We start from the raw sequence: 18,939 nt of genomic DNA, 5'->3' as shown, positions 1-18,939 counted from the left end.
GTGACAATCCTTATTTATTTGTGATCCTGCGAATGTGAATCGTCAAGTAGATCATTTCATCTTCTTTTAGATCACGGCCGAATTCTTTCATAATATAATGTCTAATTTTAAGTGCACATTCATACTCACTTTGATAACGTTCCTTCAACATGAACAGAAACCCAGTGTCTTTATCTGATTCTAGTTCAACACCACTATAGAGTCTTTGAACAAAAAACTTTAGATGGGTAAGGAAACGCTCGTAGTTTAATGAAAATTCATCTAAATCAACATTAAAGTGATATTTGATGATTGTCATGATTCGCTGAATGATTTTAGTCATATCAGAGATTTGACTCACTTGAGACATATCAAGTTCAGCATTTACGATATGAAGCGCAATGAAGCCAGCTTCATCTTCAGGTAATTGAATACCTAGTTTTTGTTCAATGATCGAGAGTGCTTCTTTTCCGATAAGATATTCATGATTGTAAAAACGTTTAATTTCCCAAAGTAGTGCATTTTTGATGGGTAAATCAGATTGATATCGTTCAATCGCATAGTCGATATGGTCAGTGAGGGTGAGATAAATATTCTCACTTAACTTTTTACCTAAAGAGACTCGAGCATAACTAATGATTTCGTTAGCTACTTGAAGATGTTCAAGTTTTACTTTTGAGAGTAATTGCTCTAATTTATTGGCAGGCAAGTTTGAAGCGATCTTGTATATTTTCTCAATCTTTTCTTCATCAATCGTTTCACCAATTGATTTTTTAAAGCCAAGACCTCTACCAACCACCATCACTTCTTGAGAAGCATCGTTGACTGATTGAACAATATTATTATTAATCACTTTTTTGATTTTCATAGGCGTCTATCCTTCAGACGTATTAGTTAACTAATAGATTTGCACATAAGTTATAGCCTGATTGAACAGTAACAATACTTAAATGCTGTTTTAATTGAAACATACCAAAAGATTCCTGTCAATAAAAAAATTAACGCTTTCATTTCGAAAAGAAACTTATAATGATAGCTTGTCATCAATAAATGACATCTAAAAAACAATACAATTCAAAAAAGAAAATAATCTACTTAAATATTGTGAGAAAAATTGAAATTATTGTTTTTTAATAACTTGAACAAAGCAGATATTTTTACTTTAGCAATCCCATAAAATTTTGTTCTTTCAAAATTTTATAATTCGTACTATAAACTGTCTCGCCAAGAGAGAAAAATTTCTTGTTTTCGTAGCTAATATAAAAATAATAAGTTTTTTCTTCGTACATAAACTTGAAATAATGGTTTCTGAAATATTTATTCAGTTCGAAACCTTTAATGCCAGTATAGTCAATTCTAATGACTTGTTGATTCATTGACTCTGTAGGAACGTCAGATTTTAGCAAAACTAACTGATTTTTTGCAAAGACTAGATAGTAAAAACTTAGTGCAAAGCGATCATTAAAAAGGCCCAAACCGATAGGATCATGAAAAAAAGGACGTAATCCTTTTTCAACCCTGATATAATTATGATTAACAAAAATATTCATTTTTCTTAGTTTTTTTTCTAACTGTTGAGATTCTTGTTCGATAGTATTAAACATACTTTTTTTCAACACTCCCAACTCCAGTAACATATGACAGATTAAAAATCATTTGCAAATTAATAAATGTCTTCACTTTAATCTAACAATAGAATTGCATATTTTCAAATAAAAAAGGACGAAGCTAAAAGCTTCGTCCTTTTGCGTTTTATGCATACCCATTAGGGTTATTTTTCTGCCAGTTCCATGAATCGCGACACATATCTTGAAGACCTAGTTCTGCAGTCCAATTCAGTTTCTCATGTGCCTTAGTAGAATCAGCGTAACTTGTACCAATATCTCCTGGGCGACGATCAACGATTTCGTAAGAAACTTCAACATCGTTTGCTTCTTCAAATGCTTTAACCACATCCAAAACGGAATAGCCAACGCCAGTACCGAGATTATAGGCTTCAACACCACCAATAGATTCTAGTACACTTTCAACAGCGCGTATGTGACCCTTTGCAAGGTCTTTTACGTGGATATAATCTCTTACTCCAGTACCGTCTTCTGTATCATAGTCATCTCCAAAGACCGCTAATTTTTCACGCTTACCAACAGCGACTTGTGTGATGTAAGGCATTAAATTATTAGGAATATCATTTGGATCTTCACCAATACGACCAGATTCGTGTGCACCGATCGGATTGAAGTAACGAAGTAAAGCGGCACTCCATGAAGGATCAGCGGCTACTTGGTCTTGAATGAATTGCTCAATGAACAATTTAGTCGTCCCATACGGATTCGTTGTCGACAAGGGCATGTCTTCAGTAAATGGTGCTTGGTTGTTCATGCCATAAACTGTCGCACTTGAAGAGAAGACCAGTTTTTTTACGTCATACTCATTCATAAGCTCCATTAAAACAATTGAGCTCATTAAGTTGTTGTGGTAGTACTTTAATGGTTCTGCAACAGATTCCCCAACAGCTTTATATCCAGCAAAGTGGATGACTGCTTCGAGATTATGTTGTTCAAACACCATTGATAAAGCTTCTTTATCTGCAACGTCAATTTCATGGAAAACGAAGTCTTTTCCAGAAAGTTCTTTGATGCGATTCAATACTTCCGGTTTTGAGTTAGAGAAGTCATCTACAATAACAACCTCATGATTTTCATTTAATAACTCAATAACAGTATGAGATCCTATGTATCCCGCACCGCCTGTAACTAATATAGCCATAGTATCGCTCCTTTGATTATTGTAAATTTTCAAGTACAAGGTATGTTGTAACCCTTTTTATGTTCAATTTATTTTACCACAAGAGAGCAGACGCTGCATTTTAAAAATTTCTATTGAGAAAGACTGTATATACTGTATACTGTATATACAGTCTTTCTCAATAGCTAGAATAAAAATAATAACTAAAAAATGAGAATAAAAACAAATTGACAGTAATAATTATAGGAGAGATGAAAATGAATAAATATCAAGCGAACCATAAAGAGACAACGGAGAATGTGAAAAGCTCGAAAGGAGGAAAGATCAAGCGCTCTTACCAATATGCTCGAGCTAGAAGCAATAAACGATCTAGTAAAGTTATCGATACTTTTAAATTGAGAAAGACTGGAAATAGCGTTGTGATTTCAGTTCCGGAAGATGTATTAAATGCATTGAGTGCCAAGCCTGGAGATGATATTCAGTTTATCACAGTAAATATTGATAAAGAAAATAGAAGTGAAGAGACTGTTTTGTTGTCGAAAGTTAATGAAAGCAATAGTCCAAAAGCTGATGAAGGTCTAGATTCTATCTTAGATGATTACTTTGATAAATATGATAGTGTTATGAAATCACTGGTCGATAAGTAAAAATGCACTATATTAAGGAAAATGAACTTGTTTACATCGATAGAAAGATTATTGAGCGCTATTCTCCTGCGGAAATAATTGGTGTAAAAGAGAAAAATGCGCTAGTTGCAGTAATCGAAAATCCTAAAAAAATTATTTTTGATAGGGAAATTTATCCCACTATATACGATAAGGGTGCGATACTATTAATTGGTATTGCTTGTAAACAGTTATTTCATAATGGGAATAAAAGAACTTCGTTAGCAGCTACTGAAGTGTTTTTTCAGCGAAATGGATATGCGTCTAATTGGCAAAATCAAGAATATATCGATTTCATTATGTCAGTCGTCGAGAAAAACGAAGATATTAATATTTCTTTCGATGAACTGAAAAGATTTGTAGTAGGAAATTTGACTATGAATTACAAATAGCAATTTTAAAAGGTATATGCCGAATCGGCATATACCTTTTAAATTCAAAACAATATCGATATTATTATTGTTATAGTTCGCTTTTAAGTTATATTTATCTCGAATTACAGATTTTGTTTACATTTGATTTACAAATTTACGAAAGATACACTAAACTTTCTGTTTGAGGTTTGTTACAATGTAAAAGCACCTGAATGAAACCAAAAGGAGAGAAAAAGATGATAAGAAAATGGATTCAAACAGTTTTAAGTGCCTCGTTGATTGTAACGACCTTACCCGTGTCAGTTGTAACAGCAGCTTCTATAGCACCAGCAGAGGAAGAAACAGAACAGTCAGTTAACGAACATACATATGCGGAGAGCTTGATTTTCTCAGCGTACGTAGAAGGCTCTAGTAATAATAAAGCATTTGAAATCTATAATGGAACAGGTCAAGCGGTGGATTTAGATGGCTATCAAGTAGAGCTTTATCCAAACGGAGCAGTTAACCCAAATAGTACATACCCTCTCAATGGAATCCTTGAACACGGCGATACGCTCGTAATTGTAAATCCAAGAGCATCGGAAGCATTACTTGGATATGCAGACGAAACGCATGGAGGAATCACGGCTTACAATGGTGATGATGCACTCGTTTTGCGAGATAATGGTCAAATCGTTGATGTCTTCGGTCAAGTAGGCGAACGTATTGACTGGGGGAAAGACGTTACCCTTGTTCGTAATCCAGATATTCTAAAAGGAGACACCATCGCTACAGATGTATTCGACCCGTCAGTAGAATGGACCACGTACCCAACGGATACATTTGATTATCTTGGATCACATGTTATGACGGGCGTGCCAATAGATACAACGCCTGAAGAGCCAGGAGAAACAGTGCCAGAAGTACCTGAAAATCCTGAAGAACCAGAAGAAACTCCAGAAGTTGCCTTGATGAGTATCGCTGAGGCTCGTGAAAAAGGATTGAACAGCCAAGTAAAAGTTAGCGGAACAGTAACAGCTAGACTGAGTAACACGGTTCATTTAGAGGATGAGACTGGCGCACTAGCCATTTATCCTGCGAGCGCTATCCAAGCAGGAGTTGGTCAGAAAGTAACTGTTTCGGGTACTTTGGGTCAATATAACAACCTGGTCCAATTACAAACTGTTGAGGTACACGATGTAGAAGATGGAACAGAATTACAGCCAGCAACCATCTCAGGAGCAGATATCCAAGCAAATGAATCCAAACTTGTTTCTTTTAAGGATGTAGAAATATTATCTGTTGATGGTTCATTCGCAACCGCAACTAACTACAAAGTAAAAGCTGATGGACAAGAATTCATACTGAGAGATGAACAAAACACTTTAGATATTCAAGTTGGTAGCACCTATGAATCTATAGCCGGTATTGTGCAAGTCTATAATCAAACATGGCAAGTGATTCCGAGAAGCGAACAAGATTTACTGCTCGATTCTTCTATAGCGGTAGCACCTCAAGCAAGTATTCAATCTGGAACCGTTGCAAGCGGGACGCCTGTGGAATTGACTTCTGAAACGGCAGATGCTGAAATCTATTACACGACTGACGGGACAGAACCGACAGTAGAAGACACACGCTATACTGAACCCATCACACTTGAAGAAAGCTTGACACTAAAAGCAATCTCAATAAAAGAGGGACTTGAAGCAAGTACAGTAGCTAGTTTTGAATACATCGTCTACGATGCAGAAACAGGCATCAAGATTCATGATATTCAAGGACCAGGTCATGTTTCACCAATGGATGGAACGAATGTATCTAATGTAGAAGGTATCGTAACGTACACATATGAGATTCGCGGTGCTATGTACATGCACATTCAAACACCAGATAATCTCGTAGACAATGACCCAAACACATCAGAGGCAGTTGTAGTTTATCTAGGCGGCAAAAACTTTGCACCAGCAGTAGAAATCGGAGATCTCGTTGCTGTAACAGGTCAAGTCAGCGAATACTATATTGATGGATTCGATGAAAAAGCAACCACAGACTTATCCGTCACACAAATCAATGCACGAAATGATCGTGGTGGATCCGTCACGACTTTAGAGCAAGGCATGGAATTACCTGAAGCGCTTCTCGTTGATTCCGTTCCCGACGAAGTAATCTCTCCAGAAGGATTTGAGCTATTTGATCCAGAAAAATATGCCATCGATTTCTGGGAATCAATCGAAGCCATGCGTGTTATGGTAGAAGATGTCCGCGCTGTATCACCGCAGGAACATGGAGATGTGGTGACCGTATTGGACTCAGTAGAAGCCGAAACCGTTAACGGTGGTATTCTATTAAAAGAAGATGACCTGAACGCACAGCGAATCGGATTTAGACCACAACCGAATACTCAAGCAAGAGATTTCAATGTATTGACAGGTGATCGTTTCGAGGGATCACTGACGGGGGTAGTGATGTATGACTACGGTAACTATAAAATTTATACAGACCTTGCAGATATGCGGGCGATTCATCAGCCAGCAAATCATCAACCGCAAACAACGTTTATTGAACCAAAAGAAAATCACTTGACTGTTGCTTCTTACAATTTGGAAAACTTTGCGGCAGCGACTAAACAAACATCCAATGAAAAAGCAAATCGCTTGGCAAATGCGATTGGTAATGTCATGAAGAGCCCAGATATTGTAGGGGTCACGGAAGTGCAAGACAACGACGGCCCGGATGCGGGAGGTCCAGCAGCTGACCAATCGTATCAGCGACTCGTAGATACGATATTCGAAGTCTCTGGTACGCGCTATGAGTATATAAATATTGATCCGTTGATGAACCAAGATGGTGGACAACCAAATGCGAATATTCAAGTAGGATTCTTATACAATCCTGAACGTGTCTCATTCGTTGATTCGATTGAAAAAGGAGATGCAACATCATCCGTTGGCTATGCAGATGGAAACTTAACTTTGAACCCAGGAAGAATTGATCCCACGAATAGTGCATTAAATAGTTCACGAAAACCTTTGGCAGCACAATTTGAATTCAATGGTGAACAAGTTATCACCATCATTAACCATTGGAACTCAAAACGAGGAGATGATGCGACCTTTGGTCAAAATCATCCCATTCAATATAGAAGTGAAGATCAAAGAACACAAATCGCTGAAGCAGTGGCAGGATTTGTAGAAACCGTTAAAACAGCAAATCCAGATGCTAATATTGTTTCGATGGGTGATTTCAATGATTTCCAATGGACAAAAGCGTTGGAGATTCATGAAGGAGACTATATGACCAATATGGTCAATGCTGTACCAGAAGAAGAGAGATATTCTTACGTCTACCAAGGAAGCTCTCAAGTATTGGATCATATCTTAGTATCCAATCAACTGGTTGATCGTACGGAAATCGATATGTTGAAAATCAATGCAGATTTCACTGACGAATCAGGACGAGCAAGTGATCATGATCCAGTCATGGTGCAAATCGACTTCTCTGCTACAGCAGATCCAACAGATCCTACCTTGCCAGAAGAACCATCTGATAATCCAGATGAAGGTACACCAGGTGACGAACCGGGCGATGGGGAAGAACAAGAGGATGATTCAGAAGAGGAAGAAGAACCAGCAAAAGAAAAAGACTCATTTATCGAACATGTGATTAAGAAAACCAATAAAGTGATTAAACAAGTCGTGAAGACAGTCAACAAAACACTCAACGCCATCCAAAATATCTTTAAAAAAGGTATATTTGGTTGGCTATAGTAAGAAAACGGTAAAATTAAATAACCTAGAAGTAGTTAGCTGCTTTCTAGGTTATTTTTATACATAATATTTTATAAAAAATTGATAATAGTTTCGATAGGCTGTGTTATAATAAATAGAATTGCTATAAAATAGAAGTGAATTTCTAAATAAAAAGATTCTAGGAGAGATCTTATGTTCGATGTATCCATTATTATGCCAGTTTTTAATGTCTCAGCTCATTTGCCGAGGGCTATTCAGTCTGCTTTGAATCAGACGAAAATGGACTTCGAATTGATTCTCGTTAACGACGGTTCTACAGATAACTCAGGGGAGATTTGTGATCAGTTTGCTGAAGAGGAACCCCTCATCATTCAAGTGATCCATCAAGAGAATCAAGGATCGGGTAAAGCCAGAAATGCCGGACTTAGAATCGCTAGAGGTAAATACATTTATTTTGCTGATCCAGATGATTACTTCAAGCCGACACTTCTAGCAGAAAACTACCGAATGGCTGAAACCAGAGATGCTGAAGTTGTCGTATTCGGATATACAAAAGAAGTGGAAGGGAACCCTCGTGAGCGTGAAATCTTGTTGCCAAGGCAGCCGCATTTCCAATCACAAAAAGGATTCCGTGACCACTTTCGAAACTATTATCATTTCACACCTTATGCCTTATGGAATAAACTATATAAGCGTTCTTATTTAAAAAAACATAATATTCGATTTACGGATCAAAAACTAGGGCAAGACGCTTTGTTCAATCTGAATGTTTATAGAGAAATCGCACATGTAGCAATCAACCGCAAAGAGTACTATCACTATGTCACACATGATGGATCAGCGGTCAACCGATACAGAGAAGATCGATTTGTGATGGAATTAAATATTGCGCTTCAGTTCAAAAGTCTGATTGAACATTGGGGAAGAGAACAAGCTTTCAATGATTTATTGAAACAAGAATTCTGGCATCCCGTTTATCTTGAATTGGCAAACCTTACACATCCTGATTGTCCAATGACAGAAGAGGAAAAAGTCGAGTGGCTTAGTGTGATCTGTGAAGATGAAAATATTCAACACTATGTCGTGAATCAGGACTTAAAAGAATCCAACCCATTTAGATATCTTTTGCATCAGAGAATTCAAAAGGGACAGTACTTACCAGCCCTTAAGTTGATGGAAAGAAGAAATGCATCTGCTACGAGATATAACAGTGCATTTAAAAAAATCAAGAAATTTTTTTTAACATAAGATATAAATAAAGTAAGAGTAGGAGTTTCATTATGTTCGAGCAATTTAAAAAAGGGATTTTTTATACCTCAATTGGAAAATATGCAGTTGTAGTCATCCAGTTTATTGTACAAATATTCTTAGGTAGACTATTGATCTCTGAAGAACTAGGAATAGTAGCCACTGTGAATATCTTTCTTGTTTTCTTTCAATTGCTAGCTGACTTTGGTTTAGGACCGGCTATTATACAGAACAAGACTTTAAAGCGGACGGAAATACATTCTATTTTCACTTTCAGTATCTATTTAGCATTATTACTAAGTGTGATTTTCCTATTTTTAGGTAGACCATTAGCCGCCTTTTACAACAACGATGCATTTGTTTCGATTAGTGTCATACTCGCAATCTGCGTATTCTTCTATGGTGCATTAGTAGTACCACAATCCCTACTACTCAGAGAGCAAGATTTCAAAACCGTAAACCTGGTGACGATTATTGGCTCACTGATATTTGGAGTTGTATCGGTTGTTTTGGCGTTCCTAGGCTTTAGCTATTATTCTTTGATTATAGGAAATACAGCAAGAGCAGCAACGATTTTTATTATTTTTTATTTTAAAACACAATCTGCTTTTACAGTTAAATTTGAGTGGGCACCCCTTAAAAAAATCTATGCATTCTCAAAAAACCAATTTCTATTTAATTTCATCAATTACTTTTCAAGGAACTTAGATAATCTATTGATTGGCCGCGTCATTTCGCAAAGTGCCTTAGGCTATTATGATCGAGCTTATCAGATCTCGCTTTATCCTAACCAAATACTAACGAGCTTAGTGACATCTGTTATTCATCCCATTATGTCTGAGTACGAGAAAGAGACAGAGCGAATCAAAGCAGTATATTTGAAGTTAGCCAATATATTGGCTATTGTAGGAATGCCCTTATCAGTTTTGATTTTTTTCGCTGCTAATGATATCGTGCTCGTATTTGGTCAAAACTGGGCGCCTAGTGCACCGACACTTCAAATCCTTGGTCTTTCTGTATGGATACAAATGCTTCTTTCTTCAACAGGAGGCGTCTTCCAATCAGGTAATCGGACTGATTTATTACTTTTATCAGGAATATTATCAACTACCCTGAATGTAGCTGGTATTATTACTGGGATTTTATTTGGAAGAATTGAATACGTAGCGGCTTTCTTAGTATTCGCCTTTTTCTGTAATTTTATCCAAGCGAATTATTTATTGATGGTCAAATTATTCCAATCTTCAATGTTAGAATATGGCGCAGTGTTAGTTAAGCCTGTCTTGATGGCTATTATGCAAGTGATTGTATATCTACTTTTACCACCGCTAAATTACTTTTGGCTAGTGAATCTTTTAATCAAAGGTAGCTTATTTTTGATTGTATGGCTTGTCGGATTGCTCATTACTGGTGAATTTAAACGGTTAAAAGCGGAATTGATCAGTGCAAAAAGTTTAGAAAAAATGCCCTAACGGTAAGTCAGTATAAAAAGGAGCATGTAATTTGGACAAACCTTTAGTATCAGTTATTATCCCCACCTATAATGTAGAGAGATATATTGAAGAGTGTATGGATACTGTACTGGCTCAAACTTATGAGTCGCTAGAAGTCATTGTGATTGATGATGGCTCAACAGATGCAACCCCGTACTTATTAAAGCAATACGAAAAAAATGTATCATTGACACTCAACAAACAAAACAAAGGACAAGGCGCGATCAGGAATCAAGGCATCGAACAGGCCACAGGAGATTATCTTTTGTTCGTTGATTCAGATGATTGGATTGAAAAAAACACTATAGAAACGCTTGTCTTCAAAGCACAACAAACCGAAGCAGATCTTGTGAGATTTAACGGTCAATCCTTTTTTGATGGAGCAGAGCAATATGAAAAAAGTGTAGATTACAATTTTTCCTCAGTTCTTGAAGAGCATGTCGTTTATGAAGGGGAGACGCTTTTAGATAAAAACCTAAAGGCTTATTCCGCTTCACCATGCTTATACATGGTGAAAAAGGCATTACTGGATGCAAAACATATCCGGTTTCCAGAAGGTGTTTTGCATGAAGACGAGTACTTTACAACGAAGGTATTTATTTCATCAAAAACAATGATATATGTAGATAAGATTTTTTATCATCGTAGATATAGAGTAGCTTCTACGATGACAGAAAGTACGCCGCATCATAAAATCAAATCTTTTGAGTCTTATCTGGAGATTTTTCGTCTACTTGAAACGGACTATCAATCGGATCGATATACTTCTATTCAAAAAGTCTTTCTTAAAAGACAAATGCTTTCAATCTATAATGGTTTACAACAAAGTCAGGTTGAACCAATGATGAAGAGGCGATTAAAAACAATTAATTCTATCACCATTAAAGATAAGATGAGAATCAAGCTTTCTATTTTGAGACAAAAATTAAAGAAATGACCTCTAAAGGACATGCAGTTAACGAAAACTTCATACCTTTTCAGGTTTTTTTTATGGTAAAATACAACTTGAATGTTTAAAAGTCAATAAAATGAAATCTTTTAGCGATCGTCTAAGTAATCAAAGAAGATCGCGATAATTAACGTAAAAGGACGTTTTACTTAATGATGAAAAAGAAAATTGGTGTCGTATTCGGTACAAGACCCGAAGCGATAAAAATGGCACCTGTGATCAAGGAGCTTGAAAAATATCCGGATCAGTATGAGATACTTGTAATCGTTACAGCACAACATCGCGAAATGCTCGACCAAGTATTACATGTGTTTGATATTCATCCAACTTATGATCTTAACGTTATGCGACCTAAACAATCTTTGTCTGATATTACAGTTAATGTTATGAAAGGTCTTGAAGAAATTTTCATGGATGAAAAGCCTGATATGGTGCTTGTACATGGGGATACAACAACAAGTTTTGCTGCTGCCTTAGCAGCTTACTACCAACAGATCCCTATTGGTCATGTGGAAGCTGGCTTACGTACCTATGATAAATATTTTCCGTTTCCAGAAGAAGCAAATCGTCAATTGATTGATAATCTAGCTGATTTATTTTTTGTACCTACTGAGTTGACGAAATCAAACCTGTTGAATGAAAATAAGTTAGAGTCAGAGATTGTCGTTACGGGTAATACGGCTATTGATGCAATTCAATACACAAAGCAGTTAAGTGTGAAACACGAATTGTTGAATACAATTCAAGCCTACGATAAAACAATTTTATTAACGATGCATCGAAGAGAGAATCATGGAGAACCGATGAAACAAGTCTTTAAGGCAATCAAACGGATTGTAGATGAGCATGAAGATGTTGTAGTCGTCATGCCTGTTCATTTGAGTCCTGTAGTTCAAGAACTTGCGAAAGATATGTTATCTGGTAATGAACGAATACTGTTGTCAGATCCACTCGAAGTAGATGTTTTCCATAAAGTACTATCCAAGTCTTATATTGTACTGACAGACTCTGGAGGCTTGCAAGAGGAAGCACCAGCTTTTGATATACCAGTCTTAGTTTTAAGAGACAAAACAGAACGCCCGGAAGGTCTTACTGCAGGTACGTTAAAAGTCATCGGTACTGATGAAGAGAAAGTGTATCAATCAATTGAGCAATTGCTGAATAGTCAGGTAATATACGATAAGATGTCCAGAGCTAATAATCCATATGGTGATGGAATAGCGAGCGTGACAATTGTAGAAAGAATTCAAAAATATTTTATTAAATAGTAGTAGGAGGTTCACTCATGGCCCAGGCAAGTGGTTTTGATCGAACAAAAAAAATAGCTATAGGGATAGTAGATATGATTATTTATCATTTTGCAATCGTGTTATCTTTTCTTATCCGTTATAGTTGGGAACTACCGCAAAGGAACTACGAGGCATATCAAAAAGCTGATTTATATATACTGATCGTATTCGTACTTTTGAATATTTTGTTTGGTATATATATCCTTTATAACAAGCGGAAAACAGACTTTTTATACTTAACTATCATTGTTCAGTTGTTGATGTCTGTAATGATTATGGCAATGACTTTTGTAGGAAGATGGTTTGCGTTTCCAAGAACAATCATTCTAATCAGTTTTATAACTAGTACAATATTGTTGTTTTTGTGGAGAGTTTTCATTTTCAAACTGTATGAAAGAATTGACGGGACAAAGAAAGTTATGGTCGTAGGATCAGAAAAAAATTGTCAAAAAGCCATCCATAACTTTGAAAGGTCAAAAAACAAAAGACATGTCATAACTAAAGCAGTTGTAAATGATTTTTACCGTAACGTTAAAAAACACATGGGATCTGTAGATATTGTTTATATGGCAGGACATGTTGAAGAAGAAGAAAAAGTAAAGATTTACGATATGTTGATTAGAAATCAGACAAAACTATTTTTAAATACTAGTTTTGAAAATATGGTTTTAGTCAATCCAAACATGATGAGCATTGAAGATGAAAGTATTATTGAAGTATCTAATTTTCAAATTCCACCGGAAGATGATTTAATCAAACGTATGGTTGACTTAGTGGTCTCTTTAATATTAACTGTGATTGCTTCTCCAATAATGCTAGCTACAGCAATCGTAATTAAAGCGACATCTAAAGGTCCAGTATTTTACAAACAAATCAGAATTACAAAAGACCAAAAAGAATTCAATATACTTAAATTCCGTACAATGAGTGCTACGGCTGAAAAGGATTCGGGCCCAGTTCTCGCTAGTGCAAATGATGCTCGTGTCACAACCGTTGGAAAGTACCTGAGATCTCTAAGGATTGATGAGTTACCTCAACTATTGAATGTGCTAAAAGGTGATATGGCATTGGTTGGTCCAAGACCAGAGCGACCTTTCTTTGTAGACCAGTTCAATAAAGAAAATCCATATTATTATTTAAGACATAATGTTCGGGCGGGCATTACTGGATATGCTCAAGTATACGGTAAATATGCAACCGACTTTAACAGTAAATTAAACTTCGACTTAGTATATATAAAAAAATATTCTTTTATACTGGACATTAAAATACTTCTTCAAACAATTAAAATCCTATTCGACAAAGTCTCTTCTCAGGGTGTAGAAGAAGAAGTCGTTATCGGAGACATACCTGATTCAGTTGAACTGATTAAATAAAATTGTCTACTATGTATTTAGTATAGGAGTGAAAGTATGCACTATTCGGTTCGACCTTCAAGAAACTTAGGCACGATTGATATGGTACTACTATCCGTTATCGCATCTATATTTGTATTTAGCGATTGGATAGTAGGGGCATTTTCTCTAACAGAACTATTGATTTTTCCCACTTTACTTTTTATGGTTATAGCTAGGAAAATCCACTTAGATAAAATATCAGTTAAATGGATGTCACTTCCAATAGGTTTTGTGGCAATTCATACGATGATTAGCTATTTTATAAATGAAAATTTCGATTTGAAAGTTGGGGCATACGGTTTAATTAAATTTTCATTTTATATCTTTGTAATAACTGTTTTTATTAATTATATTAAAGAGAATCATTTACAGAAGAGTTTTCTTACTATTAACAATATCGTTGCGATTATTATCGGTCTAATTGGTATTTATATTACTATAGCTATCTATTCTGATGGAGTGCTTCCTTATGAATTCTTTTGGAAATTTACTCGCTATGATGGATATTTGTTTTCAGTAGATACATTTTATGTAAGAACATTAAGTATCTTTTACGAACCTGCTCATATGGGGTATTACTTGAATACAATATTAGCCATTAACCTCTTCAATAAGTTTGGCTACAAACTAAATTATTTCTTTAACTTTTTAATCGTTGTGTTTATATTGACTACTTTTTCTTATAGTGCAATTGCAGTAATGGGTATACTATTAGTAGTTGCATTTATAAAAAAAGTTGATTTCAGAAACATCAAACTTGATTGGAAGTTACTAATTCCTGTTGTAGTTTTGCTAATTATTTATTTTATTTTTCAAGAAACGATTCATACCACTATCATTGACAGAACAGTTTTGATTTTGCAGGGTAAAGAGCCTTCGGTGAATGAAAGACTTAAAGATAGTTGGAAATATATAAGTGAAAGTAATATATTTTTAGGTAATGGTATAGGACATACCCCAGTTGTTTGGCATAACTTCGCTTATATGATTTCTGAATTTGGAGTTATAGGAATTGTATTGTTCTCAGGTTTTTCAATCTTTTTAACAATTAAAAATGTACCGTTAGGGCTGTTTTTCATAGCAATGAACTTTTCTAAAGGTGGTTATTTATCACCTGCATTTTGGTTCTTAGTAATGATGATTTTGTTGTACGATACATTAGTTGATAGGGAAAATATAAATTAAGATTTTGAGGAGATAAGATGAAAAAAAAAGTTGGTATTCTAACAATAACTGATTACGGAAATTACGGAAACAGATTACAAAATTACGCAACACAAGAAATATTAATAGGTAAAGGTTTTGAAGTTGTCACGGTAAAGAGTAAAGTAGGAAATCAGATTGAAAAATCGCTAAAAGAAAAATTAAAAGAATTTAAAATAGGTGATATTTCGCGTATTGTAAAAAATAGAATGAACAATAAAAAAAATGCTGATATTAAAAATGAAAGATATTCTAAATTTGTTAAATTCAGTAAGGAAAATATTAAAGAAACTAACTATACCTTGACGGATGAAGCAATACCTGATGATATTAATGAGCAGTTTGATTACTTCGTTACGGGAAGCGATCAAGTTTGGAATCCGAATTATAGAAAAGGTTCTGGTATTGATTTTTTGACGTTTGCTTCTAAAGAAAAACGAATAGCACTTTCTCCAAGTTTCGGTATTTCAATGATTCCTTCTGAATATAAAGATAGATATAAAAAAATGATTAAAGAAATGGCACACCTTTCTGTTAGAGAGGAAGCTGGTGCAAAAATTATAAAAGATCTCACGAATCGTGAAGCGGAAGTTCTTGTTGATCCCACGCTGGTTTTAGAAGAAACTAAATGGAAAAAACTTTCTGAAAAACCATCTGCTATGACTGAAAAAAAATATCTGCTTACTTATTTTTTAGGACCAATAGCAGATAAAACACAAGCATTTTTAAATAAAGTCGCTTCTGAAAAGAAATTAGAGATTATCTATTTGCATGATTTAAAGAGGTCTCCTAAATATTATTCAGTGGATCCGTCAGAGTTTTTGTACATGATTGATCATGCAGAATTGTTCTGTACTGATTCATTTCATGGATCGATATTCTCGATTGTTTTTAGGACACCATTTGTAGTGTGCGATAGAATTGAGAATAGCGAGTTGAAGATGAGTTCTAGAATTGATACTTTGCTAAAGAAATTTAGCTTAAGCGAAAGACACGAATCACTAAGCTTGGGATTACCGGTCGAAGAAGTATTGAAACTAAATACAAGTCACATTGAAGAAGTTTTGAATAATGAAAGAGAACATTACATCAATTATTTAAATAAAGCGCTAGTATAAAAGTAATGTTATAGATTTAATTGAGAGTTGGAAAATCATGAAATTAAGTGTCGTTGTTCCAGTATATAATTTAGAATCATACATTGATCAATGTATTGATAGTTTACTAAATCAGACATATTCTGATTACGAGCTTATTTTAATTAATGACGGCTCAACCGATAATAGTCTTGAAATATGTAACCAGTACGCTCAAAAAGATAGTAGAATAAGAGTAGTTGATAAAAAGAATGAAGGAATTTCACTTACTAGAAATAGAGGTATTCAAGAAGCGTCATGCGAATATATCTTTTTTTTAGATGGTGACGATTGGATTCATCAAGAAACATTGAAAAGTTATTACGATATCATAAAGCAAGACCAGACAATAGATTTGGTGTTTGGAAGGATGTCCATGTTTTTTGACGGCGATGATCAATTAAAACCTGACGAGTTTATTGTAGAAAATGAATTGGTTTACCAAAAAGATGGCAAATCATCTTTTATGGCAATTGTAGATAAAATCGGATTTATGCGTCTAGGTGTAAGAGGACTATTCAGACGCCAGTTTTTAATTGAAAATGATATATATTTTAAACCTAATATGTATAGTGAAGATGTTGAATGGATGATGAACTGTGTATTACATGCAAAGAATTGTGCCAGCAACGTAAACCCTTACTATAATTACAGAGGAAGACGTAAGGGGTCTCTTGTAAATACGCCCTCTATAAATAAAGCGTTAGATGTCTATAGAATATATGCTTGGTGGGTAGGTAAAGCCGAAGAAGAAAAAGATAAGATATTTAAACAATACTTTTTCAACGAAATAGCAGAAAGATACATCAATACCTTTATAGAATTTTCTTACCAGTTTGTACCTAGCAATATAGATATGGGCTCTTTTCATAAAGAGGTTAACAAAAATAAGAAAGTTATCAGAAGAAGCAACCGTAAGACTACATTGCATAAAGGGTTACCTTTGGTACTATTTGGTTCTAGAATAACAGCTAAGCTATATTACAATATAAAAAAACAGAAAAACAAAAATGCGGATCCTAGCTATTTCTAAAATTATGGATAACCTAGAAAATGACTTTTAGTAAATAGAATCGACGAAAAAGGAGAACGATAAAATGAACATACTTGCTGTAATCCCTGCAAGAGGGGGTTCAAAAGGTATTCCTAGAAAAAACGTACGATTTTTAGCAGGTACTCCATTAATTGGATATGCCATAAATAATGCCTTGGATAGTAGTTATTCAATTGACGTTTGTGTTTCTACGGACGATGTGGAGATTGAAAGAGTTGCTTTAAATTATGGTGCAGATGTAGTTAATAGAACTGAATCACTCTCAAGTGACGCAATTACACTCGATCCAGTAATATACGATGCTTTCAAAAAAATGAGTGAGTTGAAGAATAAAAACTACGATTACGTAGTTACACTTCAAGCAACATCACCATTATTAACGGTAGAAGTATTGGATAAAGCATTAAAAGAGTGTATTGAGAATGATTACGATACAATGCTAAGTGCTGTCAACCAAGCACACCTTTATTGGGAAATGAATGAGAAAGGCAAATTCGTGCCAGGATATGCTGAGCGATTAAATCGTCAATATCTCCCCAAAAGATTTGTAGAAACAGGTGCATTTTTGATTACGAAAGCGCAGTGTATGAGGCCGGATGCTAGGATTGGAACGAATGTGTCTGTTTTCGAAGTTCCGTCATGGCAATCAATCGATATAGATACTGCGGAAGATTGGTGGATAGCAGAAAAACAGTTAACTAAAAAAACTGTGATCATAAGGGTAGAAGGTCATTCTAAAATCGGACTTGGTCATGTATATAGAGGATTATCTTTAGCGTACAACTTAATTGATCATGACGTAAGTTTTGTTGTAAGTAAGTATTCAGATTTAGGAATAGATAAGATAAAGAATAGTCATTTCAAGTATGATATTATAGAAGATGACTTTGATATGGGTAAAATCGTACAAGCCAGAAAAGCTGATATCGTAATCAATGATATGCTCAATACAGAGTTGGATTACATAAACTATCTCAAAGGACTGGGTGTTAAAGTAATCAATTTTGAAGATTTGGGTGACGGTGCAGATAAAGCTGATGCTGTAATAAATGATTTATACGCTCCACAAAAATCAGGCGACCATATTTACTGGGGCAGTGATTACTATATTATTCGAGATGAATTTCTTTTAAGCGAACCAAGCAAATTTGAAAATGATGTCAAAAATATACTTGTTATATTTGGAGGCGTTGATCCTAGTAATCTGACGTTTAAAGTTTTTCATGCTATTGAAAAAAGTAAGGGGCTTAGCAATATAAAGATTACTATAATTGTTGGACCAGGATATCCACATTTTAAGGAATTGGAAAAATTAGCAAAAAAATCCACTTTAAACATTCAGATTATTCAAGATGTTAAAGTGATGAGTGAACACATGAAAGTTGCAGACTTGGCTATTTCTTCACAAGGTAGAACGATGTTAGAGCTTGCAGCGATGGCTGTCCCTACGATACTATTAGCTCAAAATATGAGAGAACTGAAGCACGAATTTGGTTATTTAAATAATGGTTTTATTAATTTAGGTCTTGGCGAGGCTATTGAAGAAGATACAATTAAAGGTACCATTGAATGGTTGACGAAATCTCATCAGATAAGAAATCAAATGCACAATCAGATGCAACAAAGTAATTTAAGAAGTGGCTTAAATCGTGTTATGAAAATTATATTTGACTAAAAGG

Annotated in this window: 15 protein-coding genes; 12 read left to right on the top strand and 3 right to left on the bottom strand. The window is 34.9% G+C overall.

Annotated features, from left to right (window positions below; all coding sequences use genetic code 11):
• Positions 1-10: 10 nt before the first annotated feature.
• The 3 genes from licT to galE form a co-directional block, all read right to left on the bottom strand.
• Entirely contained in the window at positions 11-847 is an 837-nt protein-coding gene (gene licT, locus J5J05_RS01495) for a BglG family transcription antiterminator LicT (RefSeq protein WP_208558918.1), read from the bottom strand.
• Positions 848-1,136: 289 nt separating this feature from the next.
• Positions 1,137-1,595: a hypothetical protein gene (locus J5J05_RS01490; RefSeq protein ID WP_208558917.1), complete on the bottom strand. Its 459-nt coding sequence runs from the start codon at positions 1,593-1,595 to the stop codon at positions 1,137-1,139.
• 136 nt (positions 1,596-1,731) lie between these two features.
• The gene (gene galE, locus J5J05_RS01485; protein ID WP_208558916.1) at positions 1,732-2,745 is read right to left on the bottom strand and encodes a UDP-glucose 4-epimerase GalE; all 1,014 of its coding nucleotides are present in this window, start codon (positions 2,743-2,745) and stop codon (positions 1,732-1,734) included.
• A gap of 236 nt (positions 2,746-2,981) precedes the next feature.
• On the opposite strand from galE, the gene J5J05_RS01480 reads away from it, so the two are divergent.
• The 12 genes from J5J05_RS01480 (at position 2,982) to J5J05_RS01425 (ending at position 18,935) form a co-directional block, all read left to right on the top strand.
• Positions 2,982-3,371 (top strand): AbrB/MazE/SpoVT family DNA-binding domain-containing protein, encoded by a 390-nt coding sequence (locus tag J5J05_RS01480; RefSeq protein WP_208558915.1) that lies wholly within the window; start codon positions 2,982-2,984, stop codon positions 3,369-3,371.
• A gap of 2 nt (positions 3,372-3,373) precedes the next feature.
• Complete coding sequence (locus tag J5J05_RS01475) at positions 3,374-3,781, top strand: type II toxin-antitoxin system death-on-curing family toxin (protein WP_208558914.1); 408 nt, start codon at positions 3,374-3,376, stop codon at positions 3,779-3,781.
• Between the two features lie 218 nt (positions 3,782-3,999).
• Complete coding sequence (locus tag J5J05_RS01470; RefSeq protein WP_208558913.1) at positions 4,000-7,509, top strand: chitobiase/beta-hexosaminidase C-terminal domain-containing protein; 3,510 nt, start codon at positions 4,000-4,002, stop codon at positions 7,507-7,509.
• 174 nt (positions 7,510-7,683) lie between these two features.
• A complete protein-coding gene (locus J5J05_RS01465) occupies positions 7,684-8,739 on the top strand; it encodes a glycosyltransferase family 2 protein (protein ID WP_208558912.1) in 1,056 nt (351 codons plus the stop codon).
• Between the two features lie 32 nt (positions 8,740-8,771).
• Complete coding sequence (locus J5J05_RS01460) at positions 8,772-10,211, top strand: lipopolysaccharide biosynthesis protein (protein WP_208558911.1); 1,440 nt, start codon at positions 8,772-8,774, stop codon at positions 10,209-10,211.
• A gap of 31 nt (positions 10,212-10,242) precedes the next feature.
• Positions 10,243-11,169, top strand: a complete 927-nt coding sequence (locus J5J05_RS01455) for a glycosyltransferase family 2 protein (RefSeq protein ID WP_208558910.1) — start codon at positions 10,243-10,245, stop codon at positions 11,167-11,169.
• 164 nt (positions 11,170-11,333) lie between these two features.
• Positions 11,334-12,449 carry a non-hydrolyzing UDP-N-acetylglucosamine 2-epimerase gene (wecB, locus tag J5J05_RS01450; RefSeq protein WP_208558907.1) on the top strand — a complete coding sequence of 372 codons (1,116 nt, stop codon included), beginning with the start codon at positions 11,334-11,336 and terminating at the stop codon, positions 12,447-12,449.
• A 17-nt stretch (positions 12,450-12,466) separates the two neighbouring features.
• Entirely contained in the window at positions 12,467-13,846 is a 1,380-nt protein-coding gene (locus J5J05_RS01445; protein WP_208558905.1) for a sugar transferase, read from the top strand.
• Positions 13,847-13,882: 36 nt separating this feature from the next.
• On the top strand, positions 13,883-15,052 hold the full coding sequence (locus tag J5J05_RS01440; protein ID WP_208558903.1) for a hypothetical protein: 1,170 nt from the start codon (positions 13,883-13,885) through the stop codon (positions 15,050-15,052).
• 17 nt (positions 15,053-15,069) lie between these two features.
• Positions 15,070-16,188, top strand: coding sequence for a polysaccharide pyruvyl transferase family protein (locus J5J05_RS01435; protein ID WP_208558901.1), 1,119 nt, complete (start codon positions 15,070-15,072; stop codon positions 16,186-16,188).
• Positions 16,189-16,225: 37 nt separating this feature from the next.
• On the top strand, positions 16,226-17,239 hold the full coding sequence (locus J5J05_RS01430) for a glycosyltransferase family 2 protein (RefSeq protein WP_208558899.1): 1,014 nt from the start codon (positions 16,226-16,228) through the stop codon (positions 17,237-17,239).
• A 64-nt stretch (positions 17,240-17,303) separates the two neighbouring features.
• Entirely contained in the window at positions 17,304-18,935 is a 1,632-nt protein-coding gene (locus J5J05_RS01425) for a cytidylyltransferase domain-containing protein (protein WP_208558897.1), read from the top strand.
• Positions 18,936-18,939 lie beyond the last annotated feature (4 nt).

It is taken from the genome of Marinilactibacillus kalidii, assembly GCF_017599325.1.
GTDB classification, from domain to species: Bacteria; Bacillota; Bacilli; order Lactobacillales; family Carnobacteriaceae_A; genus Marinilactibacillus; species Marinilactibacillus kalidii.
Note: the sequence above shows the minus strand (reverse complement) of the source record. Positions and strands in the feature narration are given on the sequence as shown.

Bases quoted from the DNA above. Each gene is read 5' to 3' on its own strand.
- J5J05_RS01425 (WP_208558897.1), top strand. From the start codon at position 17,304: ATGAACATACTTGCTGTAATCCCTGCAAGAGGGGGTTCAAAAGGTATT.
- licT (WP_208558918.1), bottom strand. From the start codon at position 847: ATGAAAATCAAAAAAGTGATTAATAATAATATTGTTCAATCAGTCAAC.
- J5J05_RS01435 (WP_208558901.1), top strand. From the start codon at position 15,070: ATGAAAAAAAAAGTTGGTATTCTAACAATAACTGATTACGGAAATTAC.
- J5J05_RS01445 (WP_208558905.1), top strand. From the start codon at position 12,467: ATGGCCCAGGCAAGTGGTTTTGATCGAACAAAAAAAATAGCTATAGGG.
- J5J05_RS01475 (WP_208558914.1), top strand. From the start codon at position 3,374: ATGCACTATATTAAGGAAAATGAACTTGTTTACATCGATAGAAAGATT.
- J5J05_RS01480 (WP_208558915.1), top strand. From the start codon at position 2,982: ATGAATAAATATCAAGCGAACCATAAAGAGACAACGGAGAATGTGAAA.
- J5J05_RS01440 (WP_208558903.1), top strand. From the start codon at position 13,883: ATGCACTATTCGGTTCGACCTTCAAGAAACTTAGGCACGATTGATATG.
- J5J05_RS01470 (WP_208558913.1), top strand. From the start codon at position 4,000: ATGATAAGAAAATGGATTCAAACAGTTTTAAGTGCCTCGTTGATTGTA.
- J5J05_RS01465 (WP_208558912.1), top strand. From the start codon at position 7,684: ATGTTCGATGTATCCATTATTATGCCAGTTTTTAATGTCTCAGCTCAT.
- J5J05_RS01460 (WP_208558911.1), top strand. From the start codon at position 8,772: ATGTTCGAGCAATTTAAAAAAGGGATTTTTTATACCTCAATTGGAAAA.
- J5J05_RS01430 (WP_208558899.1), top strand. From the start codon at position 16,226: ATGAAATTAAGTGTCGTTGTTCCAGTATATAATTTAGAATCATACATT.
- galE (WP_208558916.1), bottom strand. From the start codon at position 2,745: ATGGCTATATTAGTTACAGGCGGTGCGGGATACATAGGATCTCATACT.
- wecB (WP_208558907.1), top strand. From the start codon at position 11,334: ATGATGAAAAAGAAAATTGGTGTCGTATTCGGTACAAGACCCGAAGCG.